The 19,953-nt window shown below is 65.4% G+C and carries 15 protein-coding genes; 3 read left to right on the plus strand and 12 right to left on the minus strand.

The features are described 5' to 3' along the window. Window positions 1–29 precede the first annotated feature (29 nt). From O6W96_RS18425 to O6W96_RS18440, 4 genes are all read right to left on the minus strand, one after another. A complete protein-coding gene (locus O6W96_RS18425) occupies window positions 30–764 on the minus strand; it encodes an HNH endonuclease (protein WP_353470881.1) in 735 nt (244 codons plus the stop codon). Beyond that, window positions 761–2,128: an AAA family ATPase gene (locus O6W96_RS18430; RefSeq protein WP_353470882.1), complete on the minus strand. Its 1,368-nt coding sequence runs from the start codon at window positions 2,126–2,128 to the stop codon at window positions 761–763. The genes O6W96_RS18425 and O6W96_RS18430 overlap by 4 nt, the downstream gene beginning before the upstream one ends. 372 nt (window positions 2,129–2,500) lie before the next feature. After that, window positions 2,501–4,033, minus strand: a complete 1,533-nt coding sequence (locus tag O6W96_RS18435; protein ID WP_353470883.1) for an MFS transporter — start codon at window positions 4,031–4,033, stop codon at window positions 2,501–2,503. A 120-nt stretch (window positions 4,034–4,153) separates the two neighbouring features. Continuing rightward, on the minus strand, window positions 4,154–4,564 hold the full coding sequence (locus O6W96_RS18440; protein ID WP_353470884.1) for a MarR family winged helix-turn-helix transcriptional regulator: 411 nt from the start codon (window positions 4,562–4,564) through the stop codon (window positions 4,154–4,156). Between the two features lie 76 nt (window positions 4,565–4,640). On the opposite strand from O6W96_RS18440, the gene O6W96_RS18445 reads away from it, so the two are divergent. After that, complete coding sequence (locus O6W96_RS18445; RefSeq protein WP_353470885.1) at window positions 4,641–6,431, plus strand: chloride channel protein; 1,791 nt, start codon at window positions 4,641–4,643, stop codon at window positions 6,429–6,431. On the opposite strand, the gene O6W96_RS18450 is transcribed toward O6W96_RS18445, so the two are convergent. From O6W96_RS18450 to O6W96_RS18460, 3 genes are read right to left on the minus strand one after another with little or no spacing between them, the layout of a single operon-like run. Then, window positions 6,408–7,160, minus strand: a complete 753-nt coding sequence (locus tag O6W96_RS18450; RefSeq protein ID WP_197983150.1) for a hypothetical protein — start codon at window positions 7,158–7,160, stop codon at window positions 6,408–6,410. The genes O6W96_RS18445 and O6W96_RS18450 overlap by 24 nt on opposite strands. A 53-nt stretch (window positions 7,161–7,213) precedes the next feature. Continuing rightward, on the minus strand, window positions 7,214–8,206 hold the full coding sequence (locus tag O6W96_RS18455; RefSeq protein ID WP_192239493.1) for a lysylphosphatidylglycerol synthase domain-containing protein: 993 nt from the start codon (window positions 8,204–8,206) through the stop codon (window positions 7,214–7,216). Window positions 8,207–8,211: 5 nt separating this feature from the next. After that, window positions 8,212–9,456 carry a glycosyltransferase family 4 protein gene (locus O6W96_RS18460; RefSeq protein WP_353470886.1) on the minus strand — a complete coding sequence of 415 codons (1,245 nt, stop codon included), beginning with the start codon at window positions 9,454–9,456 and terminating at the stop codon, window positions 8,212–8,214. Window positions 9,457–9,620: 164 nt separating this feature from the next. Between O6W96_RS18460 and O6W96_RS18465 the strand changes: the two genes are divergently transcribed. Together O6W96_RS18465 and O6W96_RS18470 are read left to right on the plus strand one after the other, a co-directional pair. After that, window positions 9,621–10,298: a response regulator gene (locus tag O6W96_RS18465; protein WP_056059971.1), complete on the plus strand. Its 678-nt coding sequence runs from the start codon at window positions 9,621–9,623 to the stop codon at window positions 10,296–10,298. Beyond that, window positions 10,295–11,650: a sensor histidine kinase gene (locus tag O6W96_RS18470; RefSeq protein ID WP_056059973.1), complete on the plus strand. Its 1,356-nt coding sequence runs from the start codon at window positions 10,295–10,297 to the stop codon at window positions 11,648–11,650. Before O6W96_RS18465 ends, O6W96_RS18470 begins: the two co-directional genes overlap by 4 nt. Window positions 11,651–11,901: 251 nt before the next feature. Here O6W96_RS18470 and cobA read toward each other — a convergent pair whose 3' ends face one another. The 5 genes from cobA to O6W96_RS18495 form a co-directional block, all read right to left on the minus strand. Further along, on the minus strand, window positions 11,902–12,720 hold the full coding sequence (cobA, locus tag O6W96_RS18475; protein ID WP_353470887.1) for a uroporphyrinogen-III C-methyltransferase: 819 nt from the start codon (window positions 12,718–12,720) through the stop codon (window positions 11,902–11,904). Further along, a complete protein-coding gene (locus O6W96_RS18480; protein ID WP_353470888.1) occupies window positions 12,710–15,304 on the minus strand; it encodes a molybdopterin-dependent oxidoreductase in 2,595 nt (864 codons plus the stop codon). Before O6W96_RS18480 ends, cobA begins: the two co-directional genes overlap by 11 nt. A gap of 115 nt (window positions 15,305–15,419) precedes the next feature. Continuing rightward, the gene (nirD, locus tag O6W96_RS18485) at window positions 15,420–15,758 is read right to left on the minus strand and encodes a nitrite reductase small subunit NirD (protein ID WP_175518279.1); all 339 of its coding nucleotides are present in this window, start codon (window positions 15,756–15,758) and stop codon (window positions 15,420–15,422) included. Then, window positions 15,755–18,256: a nitrite reductase large subunit NirB gene (nirB, locus tag O6W96_RS18490; RefSeq protein WP_353470889.1), complete on the minus strand. Its 2,502-nt coding sequence runs from the start codon at window positions 18,254–18,256 to the stop codon at window positions 15,755–15,757. The genes nirD and nirB overlap by 4 nt, the downstream gene beginning before the upstream one ends. Before the next feature lie 38 nt (window positions 18,257–18,294). Next, window positions 18,295–19,677 (minus strand): MFS transporter, encoded by a 1,383-nt coding sequence (locus tag O6W96_RS18495; protein WP_353470890.1) that lies wholly within the window; start codon window positions 19,675–19,677, stop codon window positions 18,295–18,297. Between the last annotated feature and the right edge of the window lie 276 nt (window positions 19,678–19,953).

Below are 19,953 nucleotides of genomic sequence, written 5' to 3' on the forward strand. Positions count from 1 at the left end.
ACTGCTCGTCAGTGGTCAAGCCGAGCCGGCTAGATTCTTCCACCTGAGCTTAGCCCGTCGGTATTCGGGTGCGGCGAGACGGTCGTATGCCCCGCGGTTCCGAAGCAACCGCTGGCGCGAGTTCCGGCGAAGGCGTCGATGAGCCGCTCTTGCATATCCGCATCGCCCGCAAAGGCTGCCATCCACACGCTAAAGCCGCCTGTTGCGTTCGCCATCCTGACCGTGGAACGTTTTACTCCCTGGTTGGAAGGGTCGGCGGCGATTTCTGCCACCTGATCCAATGCAATAGCCATGATCTCGGCTCTCCCGCTGACCCTGTCCACCACGATCTGCTTGCCGTTCTCGTCCAGTACCGAGTTTAACTTCCTGTCCAGCCCGGTAAGAGTGAGGAGTGCCTGGGCCTTCGTGGCTAGGGGAGGCGCCAGCCCCGGGGTCACGCGGACCCTGCCATCGATCGTGTACTCGTAGGCTAGAAAGGTGTTGTCGCGATCCGGCAACAGGACGTCGTCCAGCAGGACGGGCTGATGCCCTTTCGTAGAATTGCAGTTCACGCAGGCGAGCAGGAAGTTCGTCCAATCGGTCTCAAGATGCGCGAACGCAGGCAGGCCTTTGGGCTGGATGTGCTCGACCGCCAAATTCGTGACGATCTTGCGCTCGCAGTAGCTGCAATACGACCCCAGTCTTCCGAGCAGATGGTTCTTCGCCGTTTCATAAGGATCAAAGGGATCGGTTTGAGGCGACGGCTGCTTTTGGACCGGTCTCATTCTGCCCCTGGGGGCGCCTTGGCGTACAGCTTCATCTCAAGGTAGGCCTGGTATGCAGGATTGTCGGCGTACGGCGCCGTTGCCTCCGCCAAATGCCGCTTGAACTCGTAGAAGCGCTGCCGCTCTGAGAGATCGCGACGGTCCATGTCCTCCAGGAGCGAACGAGCCGTGTTCTTCATGGTTCGGTAGCGCTCACCCGTCTCAGCGTGTCGAACTCCCATCAGCCCCTCGGCAACTTCCTCGAGCGAGAGGTTGGCGGTCTGGTTTGTCGGCTCACCGTCAAGCACGATGAGTTCCTCGCCCGATCGAAGAGATTGGACGATGAAAGGAGAGTGTGAGGTGCAGATGAACTGCACTTCGGGGAACGTGCGCCGCAAGTCGTTGCAGACCCTTCGTTGCCAAGTGGGATGGAGATGCAGATCGATCTCGTCAATTAGGACGACGCCAGGAGTGCGGAGCAACGCTTCAGGACCGAGGTGCGGGTTGAGCATTGTCATCTTGATCGCGAGATCGGCGGCCAGTGCTATGACATTGCGGTAGCCGTCGCTCATGTCCTCGAAAGCGAGGCCAGGCCGGTCCTTGTATTCCAGCACCATGGTGGAACGGCGCAGGTCGTAACGGACGCCAGCGATCTCCGGCAGTAGCGAGCGTATGGCTTGGAAAACTAGGAAAAGGGCGTCTGAGTCCTCGTCGGTGTCCAACTCGTTCCGACGCTCCTCACCCATCCAGCGCATGAGATCGGCTGGATTTGCGCGTTTACCGACGCTCATCCTGTAGCCGTAGAAGGGGTCGGAGAGGTCCCGGAAGTCGTCGGAGCGGCCGCCTGTTTCGGCAATATGGCTCCTGGTTTGCTTCCGTTTATTCTCTGTGCTTCGGACGGACTCCCAGAGCCGCCCCGCGCCGAAATAGCGGACTACCGGCAGGGTCACGTCCCCGGAAGAACGCAGCGCGCTTGAGGCGAGGCGTGCGATGGATCTAAGCTCTCGTGTGCCGGCGTTCGTGGTTCTGCCCTTCTCGTTCTCCAAGCTCCTGTGCCATCGGACGGTTTGCCACTCCTCAAATCCGAGCAGGTTATCAAAGCGTACGCTGCCGATGGCATCCACAACTACGGGAAACTGCGGATGTGCGCGAAACCGGCCACTGACGTTCTGTTCCACCCGCCGAACGTCGCGAGCACGGATGTGGCGCTGGTCCGTCCGAGGAAAACTCTGCAGCCATCCACCGAGGGCGACTGCGATCGCTTCTAGGATGGATGTCTTGCCCGCGCCATTTTCGCCGATGATCAGGTTGAAGCCAGGGTTGAGCTGCACCGTGTGGTGCTCGAACCCGCGGAAGTTGATCAACTCTAATCGCTGAAGACGCATTCAGTCACCCAATCCATATGTCGGTTACCATAGTAGGTCGGCGTGGAATCTCAACGTGGGATGCTCGTGCGTCCTGCATTCACTCCGACGTCTTGGAAGGCAAGACGACGGTGCGCGCGCCGTCTCCGATCTATATGCGAGAATGACATAGGGGGGCACCGGCCGTCACGCCTGCCCGAGAGTGAACGAACGACCGGAGTTGGGAAACGGCGTCATAGCGCTGAATGGCTGGTTCTGGGTCTCTGTAGTTGGTATAACCCGGTTTTAGGTTTGGCAGTTCGAAGACGCTAACCACGAATGCGCTGGTTAAGTCTGAGGTCGTCAGACGCCGTCATTTGCTTCACGCAGCGAATTGTACATTTAGATCGCTGACTAGATAACGTCGACATCTCGTCCTTTCGTTTCGCGACCCAGCCACGCCACGAGCACGAGAGAGGCGGCCGTCGGTACCAGAACTAAGCCCGCTACCGTCGCCAGCGGCGGGACCGCGCCCGCGATCGCGAGCCCTTGTGCGCCCAGGCCACCGGCTTTGGAACAGGCCGCCACCCATCCCGTGGCGCGCCCCCGAATGCGCGCCGGGAAGCTCTCAGCGACGTAGGGCAACAAGATGGCGATGATGGCGTTCACGCCGACGATCAGTGCGGCGACCGGCAGTACGGGGCTGACGATGCCGGACTGCCGCTCGACCCACAATACTCCGATGAGTCCCAAGGCGAGCATCGCGATGGCCGCGACGAGCGCACCCTTGCTGCTCCAGCGGCTGTAGAGCAGCGCCGCGACGAAGATCGTGGGGACCGCGATCAGCGAGGCCTTGGCGAGCAGTCCGCTAGCCACGCCGACGCTATAACCGCGAGCGACGAGGTCGGCGGGCAGCCACAGCAATAGGCCGAAATTCGCGCAGCCCCAGGCCAGCGCGGCGATGCTGAAGGCGACGAGTGCTCCAGCGTTGCGCAGGGTCGGCCGTGCCGCAACGTCCGCCCCATCATTCGACAGCGCGTCCTGCCTCGTCACGCGCCCGCCACCGAAGCGCGCGAGCACCATCTCCGCCTCGTGCGTGCGCCCCTGAACGACCAGGAACCGTGGCGATTCCGGTATCAGCCGACCAAGAAGGATCAGCAGCAGTCCGGTCGGCAGATTGGCCAGCCAGAGGATCCTCCAGCCGAAGATCGGTTGGAGGAGCGCCGACAGGCCACTGGCAGCGAAATAGCCTCCCGCCGCGCCCAGGCCGCCGATGAGCACGAGGCTCCAGCCGCGGTGTCGGTTCGGCATCATCTCCGCAAGCAGCGCATAGGTGACCGGCAGCATTCCGCCGGCGGCCGCGCCCATCATGAAACACATGGCGATGTTCCAGGCGAGGCTCGGCATCGCGCCGCAGATCGACGTGCCGACGAACATCACCGCCGAGAGCAGGATCGACGCCTTGCGCCCGTATATGTCCGCAACGAAGCCCCACAGGATCGATCCCGCGACCGTCCCCGACAGCGCTGCAAACGGCACCAGCGAGGCGGTGGCACGCGACACGCCATATTCGCTCGTCATGCCCGACAGGGTGAAGCCAAGCGCGGCGGGCTTCATGACGTCGATCACCAACGCCACGATCAGTGCGCCCATCATGACCCAGTGCGATGCGCGCAACGGTGCATCCTGCAGCCCGGTGACGGTCATATGCGTCAATTGCCGCCGCAACCGCATCGCATCGCCCGGCAGCAACCCATAGGCGGCGAGGCCGGTCCCGCCGACGATCAGCGCCATGCCGATCAGCATGCCGACGTCCATCGGCATGCCGGCCATCCGGTAGCCCATGCTGCGGGCCATCAGGAACATCGGCAGATGAAGCGCGACCCCGATCGTCACCCCGATACAGCCGACCACGAAGGCCCAAAGACCCCGCCTACCGGTCACCATCGTTCGAATTCCCCCCTCGTTACCCAGCGCTTCTTTGCGCAACAGCCAGCCATCCGCGTTTGCGTTACCTGGCATTTTAGATCGCGTTACGACAGAACCTTCCCGGCCGATATCGATGTTTCACCCAAATCGATCGAGCATCTCCGTAAGCATGGGGCGGAGGCGGGCGATCTCGTCGCGGTGGACCGACGACAGGCCCTCGAGCATGGTTTCTCCCTCGGGTGTCAGGCGCAGGAGCGAGCGGCGCTTGTCGCCATCGGAATTATAGCGGACGACGAGGTTCGACGCCTCCAACCGGTCGATCAGTCCCGAGGCACTGTGCGGCTTGAGGACGAGCCGCGTCGCGACATAGCCGATCGTGATGTCGTCGACCGGCGCGGCCCGGATCGCGAGCAGCGCCTGATGCTGTTGCGGCGCAAGCCCAGCCGCCGCCGCCGCAGTCTCACTGAAGGTCGTGAACAGCCGCAGCGCATGGCGAAAATCCGCCAGTGCCTGGTAATCGGCGTCATTCAATGCGTCCGTATCACTCATCGCAATCAGCCCGTGTTGATATATATCGCACTACGATATAATCGCCTGCCTTCCTCGGAGGCGAAAGACTCTCATCATGATCGCAGCGGTACGAGCAATCGAAAACCACCAGCTCGCGGACCATAGCGCCGACCGGCGGATGCTGATGCTGGCGGCGATGGCGATCGTCGTCGGGACCGGCGGGGCGCTTGCGGCATGGATGCTCATCAAACTCATCGCGCTCGCGACCAACCTCTTCTGGTTCGGTCGACTTTCCACGCGGTCAGCCGCAATCGTCGACACGCTCGTCGGGCCGTGGATGGTCGCCATTCCCGTTATTGGCGGTCTCATCATCGGCCTGATGGCGCGCTACGGCTCCGACAAGATCCGGGGGCATGGCATACCCGAGGCGATCGAGACGATCCTGTTCGGCGAAAGCCGGATGTCGGCCAAGGTCGCTCTGCTCAAGCCGCTATCCGCCGCGGTATCTATCGGCAGTGGCGGGCCGTTCGGGGCGGAAGGGCCGATCATCATGACCGGCGGGGCGATCGGATCGCTGTTCGCGCAACGCTTCCACATGAGTGCCGCCGAGCGCAAGACACTGCTCGTCGCGGGCGCGGCGGCGGGCATGACCGCGATCTTCGGAACTCCGCTCGCGGCAATCCTGCTGGCGATCGAGGTGCTGCTGTTCGAATGGAAGCCGCGCAGTTTCGTACCGGTCGTGGTCGCCGTCCTGGTCGCGTTCGCGTGGCGGCCGGTGCTGCTCGACGGCGGTGCGATGTTCCCGTTCCCGAGCACGACCCCGTCCGGCGCCTGGCCGCTCGCGATGGCCGCAGGAGTAGGCCTCGTCACCGGCGTGCTGGCAGCGGCGCTGTCGGTCGCGCTGTATGCGGTTGAGGACGCGTTTCATCGCCTGCCGGTGCATTGGATGTGGTGGCCTGCAATCGGCGGGGTCGTCGTCGGACTTGGCGGACTGGTCGACGCGCATGTCCTGGGGGCCGGCTATCCCAATATCCAGGCGCTACTCGACGGGTCCCTCGCGGTGCGTGTCATCCTCGCGCTGCTGGTCGTAAAGGCGGTCGTCTGGCTGGTTGCCCTGGGATCGGGAACGTCGGGCGGCATCCTCGCGCCGTTGCTGATCCTTGGTGGCGCCGCGGGCGCGCTGACCGGGCAGGTCCTGCCCGGCGGTCCTGGGTTCTGGGCGATGATTGGCATGGCCGGGATCATGAGCGGGGCGATGCGGGCGCCGATCACCGGGGCGCTGTTCGCGGCCGAACTGACGCGGCATTTCGATGCCTTGCCGCTGACCATTGCAGCGGCAGCGGCGGCCTATGCGGTCAGCGTATTGCTGATGCGGCGGTCGATCCTGACCGAGAAGATCGCACGCCGCGGCCGGCATATCCTGCAGGAATATAGCGTCGATCCGCTCGACCTGATGCAGGCGGACCAGTTGATGTCACGCGCGCCCGCGACGCTGCCGGGTTCGATGACGACCGCAGACGCGGCGATTTTTTTCGCGGATCGCGCCGAACATCGGAGCTATCCGGTCGTCGACGATGCGGGTCGCATACTTGGCCTCGTGTCGCGGACCGACGCGTTGCGCTGGCGGACTATGCAACCGGGCACCGACGTATCGCTGACCGAGACCTTGTCGGACGCTTCGCTGCTCGTCGCGTATCCCGATACGCCGATCGGAGTCGTGGCCGACATGATGGTCGAATCCGGTGTCGGACGCGTGCCGATCGTCGCGCGCGATACGCGACAGGTTGTCGGCATCCTCTCGCGACAGGATCTGCTCAAGGCTCGCCGGACCCAACGGCAGTCTGAAACCGGCCGGGCCAGCGCTCGTAAAACCAGCCAGATGTCAGAACTCGCGAATGACGCGTAAGCCGACCCTTGGGCGGAACGGACCAGTCGCGCTCCGTTCGGTACCCGCGCCGATCTGCGCCGACACCTTCTGCCCGATCGCGCGGTGCAACTGCGGCATCAGCAGCCAATACCGGCTCGCCCCCGTCTGGCGGTTCACTTCGAAGCCAAGCACGGTGTCTGGACCGACGTCCCAGAACGTCGTGTGATTGACGATCAGCCCGGTACCCTTCGTGCTCTTGAGCGTCACGTCGCCCGCGCCGACCATCGTCATCGTACTCAGTCGCTCGCCGAAGCGGTTGCCGAGCAGGTACAACAGGCTGCTCGACCAGCCGCCGTCGCGGCGGTTGTGGAGTCCCAGATACTGGACACCGTGGATGCTGCGGCCGCCGCGGAACGTGCCGAATGTGCCTTGCAGGCCGATCTTGTAATCGGTCGGGCGACTATTGGTGAACGGCAGTTCGATCTCGACCGCGAAGCCGTCGGCAACGGCGTATTCGACTTCCGGTGCCCATTCGACATGCCGGCCGGGGCCGCTGAGATTGACCTGCGCGAGCGCGTTGACTTCGAGTTCGCCGCGACGGGCGCCAAGCGGGCGCACCATGTCGAAGATCATCGGTTCGGGAATGGCGGGGATCGCAGCGGACGTCGCGCCCGGAATTGACGTTGGTATCGCCGATTGCGCGTCCGCGCCGGTGGCGACGACTACACCGAGGACGACCGATGCGCAGAACAGGGCGCGAATGGACATGTGAGGGTTCCGATAGACCGAGCAGATGGACACGCCCTCATCGCGTCTCCGACTTACGCGGACCTTACACGTGCGCCGCGTAGCTCATGGATGCCGAACAGCAGCATGCCGATCGCCAGCGGGATCAGGTAATAGACCACGCGATAGGCGAGCAATGCGGCGAACAGGCTTGCGCGGTCGATATCGGGCAGGCTGACGAGCATCACCGCCTCGAACACGCCGACCCCGCCGGGCGCGTGCGTAATGAGACCGGTGACGATCGCGACGAGATACCCGAGCAGCAGGGCGGGAAAAAGCGTTGCCTCCGCACCCGGCAGCAGCACGAACAACGCGGTGGCTGCCAAAACGATGTCGACACTCGCCAGCATGATCTGAGCGAGCGCCTGCGACACGCTGGGCAGCGGTATGGAGCGGCCGAATAGGACGAGCGTCCGTCCTGCGCGACGTTTCAGTCCAACCAGAACCGCAGCGAGAATGGCAAAGCTCGACCCGCCGATCGCAGCGTGCACTGGATAGGACAGCGCTACGCCGGCGACAGCCACCGTCCCTGGCTGGACGATCAGTCCGAACCCCAGCAATAGCAGGACGCCGGACCAGAAGGTTACGCCAGTCAGAACCATGATATGCGCTACTTCGCCGATCGTCAGGCCCGCCGGCTGGTAGATCCGCAATCGCGCGGTGCCGCCGGTCAGCAGCGCGAACCCAAAATTGTGGCTGAAGACATAGCTGGTGAACGACGCGAGTGCCGCGCGCGTATAGCGGACGCGCTTCCCAACGATCCGCAGCGCGACCACGTCATATCCGGTCAGTACCCCGTAGCTGATCGCGGTCACGACAGCGGCGGCGAACAGGCGTGGCCAATTGATCCGCGACAAGGCCGTGCGGATGTCGCTCCCATTGACGCCGTCCAGCAGGTGCGACAACGCCGACACGGCGATGCCGACGATCGCGAGCATCGCCACCACGGCAACGCCGGTACGAACCGACCGCGAGGAGGTAGCGCGACGCAACCCCGACCATGCCGGACCACGCCACCGTGCGATCACCGTGGTCAGCCCGAGATCGACCGGGTCAGCGGCCTGGCAGTCGGTACGGTCTCCCCATGCTCCTGGTTCAGGAGCGCGCGATACGCGTCCATGACCATCTTCGACGCCTTGTCCCAGCTATACTCTTCGCTCGCGGCACGCGCGGCGCGCGCCATGGTCGACCGCAGATCGGAGAAGACCGCGAGGCGGCGGACGGCCGCGACCGCGCCGTCGATATCGTCGGGGGCGTAGAACATGCCCGTTCCCTTGCGCAGGAGGTTGCGGCCGCTCGGGATGTCGACGCACACGCTGGGCAGGCCCGACGCCATCGCCTCCAGCGTGACGTTTCCGAACGCTTCGGTGATGCTCGGGTTGACGAAGATGTCCGCGCTGGCGACCGCGCGGCCGAGCTCGTCGCCCGACAGGCTGCCGGTCAGCCGCGCATTCGCCAGTCGCTTCGCGAGCCAGCGGCGTTCGGGACCGTCGCCGACGATCAGCGGCCGGATCGCGACGCCCGAGGTGGTGATCCGGTCGACGATATCGGCGAACAATGCGGTGCCCTTCTCGCGAACGAGGCGGCCGAAGAAGAGGACGACCACGTCGTCGTCCTGGAAGCCGTGCGATCGCCGCCAGGCGAGATTGCGATGGCGGCCCGAGAACTGGTCGCGGTCGACGCCGCGCCCCCATAGGCGCGTGCGGTCGGCAAAGCCCTGCTCGGCGAATTCGTCCGCAATTGGCGCGGTCGGAACGAGGATCATGTCGCTGCTCCGGTAGAAGCGATCGAGGTGTCGCTCCATCGCCGGCCGGATCAGCCCTGCGCCATAAAACTGCGCATAGGTCTCGAACCGCGTATGGAGGCTGGCAACGACCGGAACATCGATCGTCCTCGCGAGCCGCTGTGCTGCGACGCCGGTCCAGTCCGGAGCGGACACATGGACGATATCGGGCCGGAATGCCTGCACGTCGCGACGCAGTTCAGCGGACAATCCCAGGCCCAGTCGATACTCGCCGCGACCCGGGATGCGCACCGACGGAACAGAAACGAGCGTTCCCGCAGGCTCGAACGCCGGCGTATCCGAGGTCGGCGAATAGACCCGGACGTCGGTGCCGCGGCGTTCGAGATACGCCACCAAGCGGTTCAGCGCCTGGTTGGCGCCGTCGCGAAGATAGTTGTAGTTGCCGGAAAACAGCGCGACCCGTCGTGGCACATCGAATATCGCCGGGGCGGAAAGCGTAGCGGGTCGCCGGAACGGGCGAAGGGTATCGAACATGGAGACACTCTGATTTTTGCTGAGGGCGCATCGTGCGACATCGATTGGGATCAAGATCTGGATCGTGGATCGACCGGGCTACGCGGCCTGGCTTACGTGAGCCTTACAGACCGATCGCCCCGTGAAGCGCCGCGCAATCGGCGCGCCCAGAGCCGGGCCGAGCGATGAGAATCCTGATCGTTGAGGACCATGCCGAGCTGGTCACGATGCTGGTCCGTCTGCTCGATACGGCGGGCTATGCGTCAGATTGCACGACCACGGCCGAGGATGCGCTGATCGTGCTGTCCTACACGCGCTACGCCGTCGTTATCCTCGATCTGGGACTCCCGGATGCCGATGGGCTATCGGTCGTGCGTGCGATGCGCGAGCGGGACGATCGCACGCCGGTGATCGCCCTGACCGCACGGGCGAGCGTCGCACACCGGGTGACGGGTCTCGAAGCGGGCGCCGACGATTATCTCGCCAAGCCGTTCGCGCCCGAGGAACTGCTCGCCCGGATCCAGGCGCTGCTCCGGCGTAGCGGGACGATTGTCGATCGGACGATCGATTGCGGCAATGTAAGCTTCGATCCCGCCACGCGCGAGGTTGCGATCGGCGGCGTGCCGACGGTGCTGTCCGCGCGCGAACTGGAGGTGCTCGCCGCGCTGATCCGCCGGTCGAGCCGGGTCGTGACGAAGGCGCATATCGAGCAACTGCTGTTCGGGCTCGCTGACGATCTCGGCTCGAATGCGGTCGAGGTGTATATCCACCGGTTGCGAAGGCGGCTGACGTTGGCCGAGGCGGATGTCGAGATCGTCACCGTCCGCGGGGTGGGGTATATGATTATGGAGCGTGCCGCATGACAAGCCAGCCGCGGTCGCTGATGGCGCAGATCCTGCGGTGGCATGCGATCGCGGTGTTGATCACTGCCATCGCGGTCGCCGGCAGCGTGTACCTGTTCCTCGACACGACCGCGGCGCGGATTCAGCACCAGACGCTCCACGTCCACGCGCAAGCCTTGCGGCAGGCGCTATCGCACGACGGGACCGGCCGGCTCCGGTTGACGCAGGACAATACCAGCGCGGCGGTGTTCGCGCCCAGTGCAGGCTTCTCGTTCCGCATTCTCGATCAACGCGGCACGGTCCTGTTCCAATCGGCGTCAAAGATGGTCCTGCCGACCGCGGATATTCCGCTGGAGGACGAGGAAAGCTTCTTTCGTCGCCAGTCGCGCCGCACCTTCTATGCAGGGACGAGTAGCCCGGCTCAGGTTGGTAACGAACGGGTGTGGATCGCCGTGCTCCAGAACCTCACGCATCCGGATTATATCCTCGACGATCTGCTCGCGCAGTTCCTGCTCTACGGAATGGCGATCGTGGCGCCGCTGCTGTTGCTATTGCTCGCGATCGACGTGCTGATCATCCGCCGCGCGGTTTTGCCAGTGCGTAGGGCGTCGGCTTCGCTGGAGACCGCGGAAGGCGTGCCGCTTGATCTTCGATTGCATGACGAGCGGCTTCCTGCCGAAGTTCGCCCGCTCGCGCTAGCCGTCAACGCGCTGCTCGAACGGCTGACGTCGAGTTACCGCATGCAACGCGATTTCATCGCCGATGCCGCCCACGAGCTACGTACGCCGATCGCCGTCGCCCGGCTGCGTGTCGAGGCGGTCGACGACGCGGCGTTGCGGGCAAGGCTTTGCAGCGACCTGGACGCGCTCGGCCGGATCGTCGAGCAGGTCTTGGAACTCGCCGAGTTGGAGACCGTGGCACTGGATACCGCAGCATCGGTCGATCTCGTCCAGATCGCGACGGACGGCGTGGCATCGATCGCACCGCTGGCCTTCCGCTCGGACAAGTCGATCGCGTTGTCACCCGGTGCGGACAGCGTGATGGTCGCGGGGCACGCGGCCTGGATCGCCAAGGCGCTGGGGTGCCTGTTGGAGAATGCGGTCAAGCATAGCGGTACCAGCAGCAGGATCGACGTTTCGGTCGGCACGGACGGGACGCTGGCCGTCTGCGACGACGGCCCCGGGATCCGCGAACAGGACCATGCGGCGATCTTCCATCGGTTCTGGAAACGGGACCGTTCGGCAGGTAGCAGCGGTCTCGGCCTCGCGATCGTAGCGCAGGTTGCCGAAGCGCACGCTACGCAGGTGACACTGACATCGCACCCGGGACATACCAGGTTCGCGATCGCTTTTCGACTGCGGCCGGTTTCCTAGGAAAGACTATGCGGCAAGCGGTCGTTACTGATGGCCTATAAAAATTTTGGGCCAACAATTGACACTGAATGAACGACCGAAGCTGGGAAGCGAGCAGGGCGGCCTGAGCGTCCGCTTGTGGGTCAGTGCTACCCAACCCACCGGGAGCACATACTCCAACCACCTGCCGAGCAGGAAGCAGAGTACTACGCCGGCTCGTGATAGATCCCCCAATTCCGGAAGTGCCAGTCGCCAAGAGAGATCGTCAGTTCTCAGTGCAAACTGCCCTCGGGCAAGATTTGATCCGCACGATCTGCCACCGTTGATAGCAAGCCGGAATACCCCGTACGTTCGTCGCGTGCCGCGGCGACGGCTTCGCCGATCAGCAGCAGCGATGGATCGCTATCGCTTATCGTCTCGACCAGGAAGGCGAGCGCGGACAATCGGCCTCGGATGATGCGTTCGTCGGGGAGAGAGACGTTGACCGCGACCATTACCGCGGTGTCGGGCGCCCGACCGGCTGCGATCAGGTTGCGCGCGATCTCGCCGGCGGCCGCGCGGCCCATGTAGATGGCGAGCGTGGCATCGGGCGCCGCGAGGGCGGTCCAGTCGAGGTCGAGCGCTTCGCCGGCGCGGGCGTGGGCGGTAACGAAGGTGAGTTTGCGTGCGAGGCCGCGGAGCGTCAGCGAGGCGCCACCCGATGCTGCGGCGGCGCTAGCGGCGGTGATGCCGGGGCATATCTTCACCGCTATGTCGTTGGCCGCGAGATGTTCCATTTCCTCGGTCGAGCGGCCGAAGATCGAGGGGTCGCCGCCCTTGAGCCGCACGACGCGCTTGCCTGCGAGCGCTGCCCTGGCGAGCAAGACGTTGATCGAGACCTGGTCCTTCGAATGGCGGCCAGATCGCTTGCCGACGCTCACGCGCTCCGTGTCGTCAGGAATAAGCGCCAGAATGCCCGCACCGACCAGGGCGTCGTAAAACACGACGTCCGCTGCCGCGATCAGCCGCTCGGCCTTGCGCGTGAGAAGGTCGGGATCGCCGGGGCCGGCACCGACCAGCCAGACCGAACCGGGCGGGAAATCATGCGACATGAGCTGATCCTTTGGTGACGAGAAGCTTGGCGAGGGCAGGGCGGCACGATCCGCAATTGGTGCCGGCCTTCAACGCAGCCCCGATCGCCGGGACGTCGGCGAGATGCTGGTCGGCGATCGCAGCGAGGATGGTCTTCAGCCCGACGTCGAAGCACGCGCAGACGATCGGCCCGCGATCGACCTGAACGCCCGGCGCGCGGCCGGCGAGCAGGGTCGGCGCCGCGATGGTCTCGCTCAGTTGCGCGACGAGCCAGTCGCGGGGCGGGAGCATGCCGTCGCGGGTGACGAAGAGGACGGCGGCGAGCCTGCCGCTCTCCAATATCGCGATCCGGCGCGAGCCCCGAGCCGCATCGACCGCCTCGATCCGTTGCCCCTTGGGCAGTAGCGCGTCGAGTGCGGCGTCGGCGCCGTTGCCTGCCATGTCCCACGCCGTTCCACCCGGTACCGCGACGCGCGCCGCCCAGAGGCAGTCCGGGCGGCGCGTCAGTTCGCCGCGGACAACGACGAAGCCGCGCCACTCGGTCGCTACCGGCTCGATCCGCACGGGGGTCGATTTGAACCCCGGCTGGCCCGATATCGGATCGGCAAGCGGGCGAGGCAGCAGCCCGGCGCGGCCGCCGGTGGCGGTGCGGTCAGTCCAGTGGATCGGCACGAACAGTTCGCCCGCCCGCTGCGTCGCGACGACGGTCGCGCGGAACAGTGTGTCGCCCTGCGGCGTCGTCACGCGGGCCAAGCCACCATCGACGACTCCCAGTCTGGCCGCGTCGTCGGGATGGATCTCAACCAGCGGTTCCTCGCGGTGGCGCGCGAGCTTGGGCGACAGGCCGGTGCGGGTCATCGTATGCCACTGGTCGCGGTAACGCCCGGTATTGAGCGTCATCGGCCATTTGGCGAGCGGTGCTGCAACCGGTTTTTGCGCCACTGGCACGAGGCGCGCACGGCCATCGGGTGTCGAGAACCGACCCTCCGCGAAGGGTGCGCCACCCCAACGGAACGGCGTCATCGCATCGTATTCCGCATTGCCCTTAGCGGCATGACCGGGAAGCGCGAACAGCCGCGTGCCGTCGTTTTCATAGGCCGACAACCGGCAATGCTCGCGCCAGATCTCGGCCGGACGGTCGTAGGAGAACGCGGTCTTCCACCCCATCCGCCGCCCGACTTCGGAGACGATCCACCAATCCGACTTCGCCTCGCCGGGCGCGGCCATGAACGCGCGCTGGCGGCTGATCGTGCGGTCCGAATTGGTGACGGTGCCGTCCTTTTCGCCCCACGCGGCGGCCGGCAGGCGGACATGCGCGTGGACCGAAGTGTCGGTCGTCTTGATCACGTCGGAGACGACGACGAACGGGCAACCGGCCAGCGCCTCGCGCACGCGGCCGGCGTCGGGCATCGACACCGCGGGGTTGGTCGCCATTACCCACAGCGCCTTGATCCAGCCGTTGCCGAGTTCGCGGAACAGGTCGACCGCCTTCAACCCCGGCTTGGTCGCCATGTTGGGCGCGGCCCAGAACCGGCCGACACGCGCGACGTTCTCGGGCGCGAAGTCCATGTGCGCGGCGAGTGACGAAGCGAGCCCGCCGACCTCGCGCCCGCCCATCGCGTTGGGCTGGCCGGTGATCGAGAAGGGAGCCGCACCCAGCTTGCCGATGCGGCCAGTGGCGAGGTGCAGATTGGTGATCGCATTGACCTGATCGGTACCCGACAGCGACTGGTTCACGCCCTGGCTGAACATCGTCACCGTCTTCGGCGTCGCGACGAACAGTTCATAGAAGCGCCGAAGGTCCTGCGGCGGGACGTCGCAAATGCGCGCCACCGACCACAGATCTCCGCCCTCGCCGACTTGGTCCCAAAAATCGTCGGGCGTCGCGACGTGTGCGGCGAGATAGTCGTAGTCGACCACGCCCGCGTCGCGACACCACGCCAGCAAGCCATTCATCAGCGCGACGTCGGTGCCGGGCCGGATCGCGAGATGCAGGTTGGCCTCGTCCGCGGTCTCGGTCCGGCGCGGGTCGATCACCACCAGCTTCGCGCCCGCGTCGCAGCGCGCACGGATGCGTTGATAGACGATCGGGTGGCACCATGCGGTGTTCGATCCGACCAGCACGATCAGGTCGGCGGCGTCGAGATCGTCGTAGCTCGCGGGGACGATATCCTCGCCGAACGCGCGCATATGCCCGGCGACCGCGCTGGCCATGCAGAGCCGCGAGTTGGTGTCGATGTTCGCCGAGCCGATGAAGCCCTTCATCAGCTTGTTGGCGACGTAGTAATCCTCGGTGAGCAGTTGCCCGGAAACGTAGAAGGCGACGCTGTTGGGACCGTGCTGCGTGATCGTGTCGCGGAAACGTTTCGCGACGAGGTCGAGCGCCTTGTCCCAGGAGGCGCGGCGCTGGCCGATCATCGGGGTGAGCAGGCGACCTTCGAGCCCGATCGTCTCGCCGAGATGCGTGCCCTTCGAACACAGCTTGCCTGAGTTAGCGGGGTGATCGGGGTCGCCCTTTATAGTGACGCTGCGTTCGCCAGTCGGCGTCGCAAGGATACCGCAACCGACACCGCAATAGGCGCAGGTGGTGCGAACGGGCGCCATTAGCCATCTCCCCTTTGGGGAGAGGGTTGGGTGAGGGGCAGTTGGGAAGGGCAGTACGCGCCCCGACCCCTCACCCCGACCCTGTCCCCAAAGGGGAGAGGGAGCAGTGGCGGGATCACGCGGCGGCTTTCATGGTTGAGGTGCGGCAGAGCAACACCCGGCCCCCCGACACCTTCACCGGAATAACTGGCGTACACCCCTTGTCCTCGCCCAGCGCCTCGCCCGTATCCAGCGCGATCCGCCAGTTGTGCAGCGGGCATGCCACCGCGCCGCCGTGGACTATCCCCTGCGACAGTCGCCCGCCCTTGTGCGGACAGCGATCCGCCAGCGCGAAGACCTTGCCGTCGCCCGTACGGAATACCGCGATGTCGTCGCCGCCGGTGACCTGCACCGTGCGGCTGCCGCGGACCGGGATCTCGTCGACCCAGCCGATATCGAGCCATTCGCCGATCATGCCATTTCTCGCGCTGCATCTAGAGGCGTAAACCGCGCCATCGGCGCATGCTGCTCACGATGCTCCCCCGCCGCGCGTGCCGCCCACGGATCGTCCTGCGTAAACTGCTGCGAGAACAGGAACCGTGCCGCCAGCGCATCGCGGCCCTCCGGATCGTCGGCGATCCGCTCGCGGATATACTCGACGCCGATCCGCTCGATCCACGGCGCGGTTCGTTCCAGATAGCGCGCTTCCTCGCGGTACAACTGGATGAACGCGGCGCAATAATGCATCGCCTCCTCCTCGGTCGCGACCTTGCACAGGAAGTCGGTGGCGCGGACCTTGATCCCGCCATTGCCGCCGACCGACAGCTCGTAGCCGCTGTCGACGCAGACCACACCGAAATCCTTGATCGTCGCCTCGGCGCAGTTGCGCGGGCAGCCGCTGACCGCGATCTTGAACTTGTGCGGCATCCAACTGCCCCAGGTCATCCGCTCGACCTTCACGCCGAGCCCGGTCGAGTCCTGCGTCCCGAACCGGCACCAGTCGGAGCCGACGCAGGTCTTCACGGTGCGCAAGCTCTTGCCGTACGCATGCCCGCTGACCATCCCGGCGGCGTTGAGATCGGCCCAGACCGCGGGCAGATCCTCCTTCTTGATCCCGAAGATGTCGAGCCGCTGGCCGCCCGTCACCTTGACCATCGGCGCATCGTATTTCTCGACGACATCGGCGATCGCGCGCAACTCGCGCGGGTTGGTGAGCCCACCCCACATCCGCGGCACGACCGAATAGGTGCCGTCCTTCTGGATGTTGGCGTGCACGCGCTCATTGACGTAGCGGCTCTGCTGGTCGTCCTTGTAGTCGCCCGGCAATGCGCAGAGCAGATAGTAATTGAGAGCAGGCCGGCACGACGAACACCCGTCCGGCGTCGACCAGCTCATCTTCTGCATGACTTCGGGGATCGAGCGCATGCCCTGCGCGACGATCTCGCGGCGGACGTCGTCATGGCCGAAGCTGGTGCATTTGCACATCGTCTTCACCGAACGTTCGCCCGAATATTTGTCGCCCAGCGTGACCGCGAGCAGCGTCTCGACCAGCCCGGTACACGATCCGCACGATGCCGACGCCTTGCAGGTCGCGCGGACCGCGTCGAGCGTCGCGTTGCCGGCGCCGATGCATGCTACGACCTTGCCCTTGGTGACGCCGTTGCAGCCGCAAATCTCCGCATCGTCGGAGAGCGCCGCAACGGCCGCCTTAGGGTCCGCGGTGCCTCCTCCCGAGGCGAACGACTGGCCGAAGATCAGCATGTCGCGGATCGGCGCGATGTCTTCCGCCCGCTTGAGCAGGTCGAAATACCAGCCGCCGTCGGTGGTATCGCCGTACAGCACCGCGCCGACGATCCGGTCGTCCTTGACCACGACGCGCTTGTAGATGCCGCGCGACGCATCGCGCAGGACGATGTCCTCCGCGCCTGTACCGCCGGAGAAATCGCCCGCCGAGAACACGTCGAGCCCGGCGACCTTCAGCTTGGTCGAGGTCACCGATCCGCGATAGCCGCTGTGACTGTCGGTCAACCCGTCGGCCAATGCGCGGCACATGTCCCACAGCGGCGCGACGAGGCCGTAGACGTTGCCGTCATGCTCGACGCATTCGCCGACCGCGAGGATCGATGGATCGCTGGTGACCATATGGTCGTCGACCTTGATCCCGCGACCGATCTCAAGACCGGCGTCGCGCGCTAAGGCGACGGACGGGCGGATGCCGACCGCCATGACGACGAGGCTCGCGGGGATCAGCGTGCCGTCTTTCAGCAGCACGCCCTCGACGTGGGTATCGCCGACGATCTCGGCGGTGTTCGCCTCGGTGAGGATCACCTGACCGCGCGATTCCAGCGCCGACTTGAGCAGCCACCCCGCCGCCTCGTCGAGCTGCCGCTCCATCAGTGTCGGCATCAGGTGGATCACCGTGACCTTCATCCCGCGCAGCGTGAGCCCGTGTGCGGCCTCCAGCCCGAGCAGCCCGCCGCCGATGACGACCGCCGCTCCACCCTTGCCCGCAGCCTCCAGCATGTGGTCGACGTCCGCCATGTCGCGGAACGAGATCACGCCGGGCAGGTCGTTGCCGGGGACGGGGATGATGAACGGATCGGAGCCGGTCGCGATCAGAAGCCGGTCGTACGATACCGTCAGGCCGGAGCGCGCGGTGACGGTCTTGGCCACGCGGTCGATCGCCTGCACCGGGTCGCTGGTCACGAGTTCGATCGTGTTGGTCGCGTACCAGGCGTGATCGTTGATGACGATCTGCTCGAACGTCTTCTCGCCCGCCAGCACCGGCGACAGCATGATGCGGTTGTAATTCACATGCGGCTCGGCGCCGAAGATCGTCACGCGGTACCGGGTAGGGTCGCGTGCGATCAGTTCCTCGACCGCGCGACAGCCGGCCATGCCGTTGCCGATCACGACGAGGTGCTCGCGCCGCTTGGAAAAGGGGGTGTCGGGGCAGGGGGTTTGGTGTTCCATCAGATCGTCCAGTCGGGTTGGAGCCGGGGAAGGGAGGGTCATGCGGGGAGCGCGCCGTTGACCGAGCGGTCGCTGGTGCGGCGTGCGTCGAGCGCCGCGTCGAGTAGCGCGCGCTCGTTCGATTTGTGCGTGGCGGAGAAGCGGACGGCTAGCGCGCAGACCGCGGTGCCTGCGACGACGTAGCCGAGCACGATGAGGCATTGCTGCGGGGTCGCCGACGCCTTGTTGAGGAACCCCGCCGCGACCGCGCCGATGTTGCCGCCCGCCCCGATCAGCCCGGCAACACCGCCCAGCGCCTTGCGGTCGATGAACGGCACCAGCGCATAGGTCGCGCCGCACGCCATGTGCGTGAACAGCCCGAACATCGTCATCGCCAGGATCGCGAGCGTGACGCTGCCGGCATGACCGAACAGCACCAGCCCGACGCCTTCACCGAGCATCAGCGCGGACAACAGCAGCGCGCGGCCATCTAGGCCTTTGCTGAGCGCGATCCGGTCGCTCGCGATCCCGCCGAGCGCACGGGCGAACAGCGCGAGGCCACCGAAGATCCCTGCTGCCAGTCCCGCGTTGGTCAGCGAAAGCCCGAACCGATCGACGTAGTAACTCGCCGCGATGTTGTGGATGAAGATCTCAACCCCGAAGCACGCGCCATAGGTCGCAGCCAGCATCCAGGTGCGGTAATTGGCGGCGGCGCGGCGGAAGATCGCCATGCCCGTAGCCTTGCCGCCGTCGAGTTCGATGCCCGCGGCGCGGAGGTCGACGATGTCGCCCTGCGGCGTATCCTGCGTGTAGCGCGCGTAGACGAACGCCATCGCGACCATCGCGACACCCGGCACGAACATCGCCGCGCGCCAGCCGAACGCGTGCTCGACGCCTAGGCCGACCAGCGCCGCGACGACCAGCGGCATCAGGCTCTGCGCCGCGCCGCCACCGGCATTGCCCCAGCCGCCGACGGTCGCGTTCGCGGTACCAACTACGTTGGGCGCGAACATTACGCTGGTATGATATTGCGTGATCACGAACGATGCGCCGATCGCACCGATCGCGAGGCGGAAGAACAGGAACGTCTCGTAGGTCTGCGCGAACGCCAGCCCGAACACCGGGATCGCACCGATCAGCAGCAGCCACGTATAGGTGCGCCGGGGGCCGAACCGGTCGCAGAGCGGCCCGACCACCAGCCGCACCAGAATCGTTACCGCGACCGCGGCGATGTTGATGTTGGCAATCTGATCCTTGTTGAGGCCGAACTCGGCCTTGATCAGCGGCATCAACGGCGCGGCGGCGAACCATGCGAAGAAGCACACGAAGAACGCGAGCCACGTGACGTGGAACGCGCGCATCTGCGGCGTGGTGGCGCTGAACAGGTCGATCCTGGTGGCTTTCGGCGCGGCGGTGTCGATACCTGGTGATGCGAACAACATGGTCGGTTCCCCATCTGCGATGGACAAAGAAAAAGCCGCCCCGACGGCGACCTTGCGGACGCATCGGAGCGGCTTCGTTGCCTATGGACGATCGGTGGATCGTCCTACGCGGTCAGGTCCCGTCGTTGGAACCAGTCTCGCGATGATTTCGTGTCCGACTCCCTCGCCGGACAATGCGAAGATGACCGAAGTGGCCGTATCGCGCAAGCATCATTTCGCGGGTGCAGCAGATTTGGGTTTGGCGGGGCGATTGACCGCTAAAACACCCCTCCCTGA

Origin of the sequence: Sphingomonas faeni, assembly GCF_040407495.1 — a bacterium.
GTDB lineage: Bacteria > Pseudomonadota > Alphaproteobacteria > Sphingomonadales > Sphingomonadaceae > Sphingomonas > Sphingomonas faeni_D.

Bases quoted from the DNA above. Each gene is read 5' to 3' on its own strand.
- O6W96_RS18430 (WP_353470882.1), bottom strand. From the start codon at position 2,128: ATGCGTCTTCAGCGATTAGAGTTGATCAACTTCCGCGGGTTCGAGCAC.
- O6W96_RS18465 (WP_056059971.1), top strand. From the start codon at position 9,621: ATGAGAATCCTGATCGTTGAGGACCATGCCGAGCTGGTCACGATGCTG.
- nirD (WP_175518279.1), bottom strand. From the start codon at position 15,758: ATGATCGGCGAATGGCTCGATATCGGCTGGGTCGACGAGATCCCGGTC.
- O6W96_RS18495 (WP_353470890.1), bottom strand. From the start codon at position 19,677: ATGTTGTTCGCATCACCAGGTATCGACACCGCCGCGCCGAAAGCCACC.
- O6W96_RS18435 (WP_353470883.1), bottom strand. From the start codon at position 4,033: ATGGTGACCGGTAGGCGGGGTCTTTGGGCCTTCGTGGTCGGCTGTATC.
- O6W96_RS18425 (WP_353470881.1), bottom strand. From the start codon at position 764: ATGAGACCGGTCCAAAAGCAGCCGTCGCCTCAAACCGATCCCTTTGAT.
- O6W96_RS18440 (WP_353470884.1), bottom strand. From the start codon at position 4,564: ATGAGTGATACGGACGCATTGAATGACGCCGATTACCAGGCACTGGCG.
- O6W96_RS18460 (WP_353470886.1), bottom strand. From the start codon at position 9,456: ATGTTCGATACCCTTCGCCCGTTCCGGCGACCCGCTACGCTTTCCGCC.
- O6W96_RS18445 (WP_353470885.1), top strand. From the start codon at position 4,641: ATGATCGCAGCGGTACGAGCAATCGAAAACCACCAGCTCGCGGACCAT.
- cobA (WP_353470887.1), bottom strand. From the start codon at position 12,720: ATGTCGCATGATTTCCCGCCCGGTTCGGTCTGGCTGGTCGGTGCCGGC.
- O6W96_RS18470 (WP_056059973.1), top strand. From the start codon at position 10,295: ATGACAAGCCAGCCGCGGTCGCTGATGGCGCAGATCCTGCGGTGGCAT.
- nirB (WP_353470889.1), bottom strand. From the start codon at position 18,256: ATGGAACACCAAACCCCCTGCCCCGACACCCCCTTTTCCAAGCGGCGC.
- O6W96_RS18480 (WP_353470888.1), bottom strand. From the start codon at position 15,304: ATGGCGCCCGTTCGCACCACCTGCGCCTATTGCGGTGTCGGTTGCGGT.
- O6W96_RS18450 (WP_197983150.1), bottom strand. From the start codon at position 7,160: ATGTCCATTCGCGCCCTGTTCTGCGCATCGGTCGTCCTCGGTGTAGTC.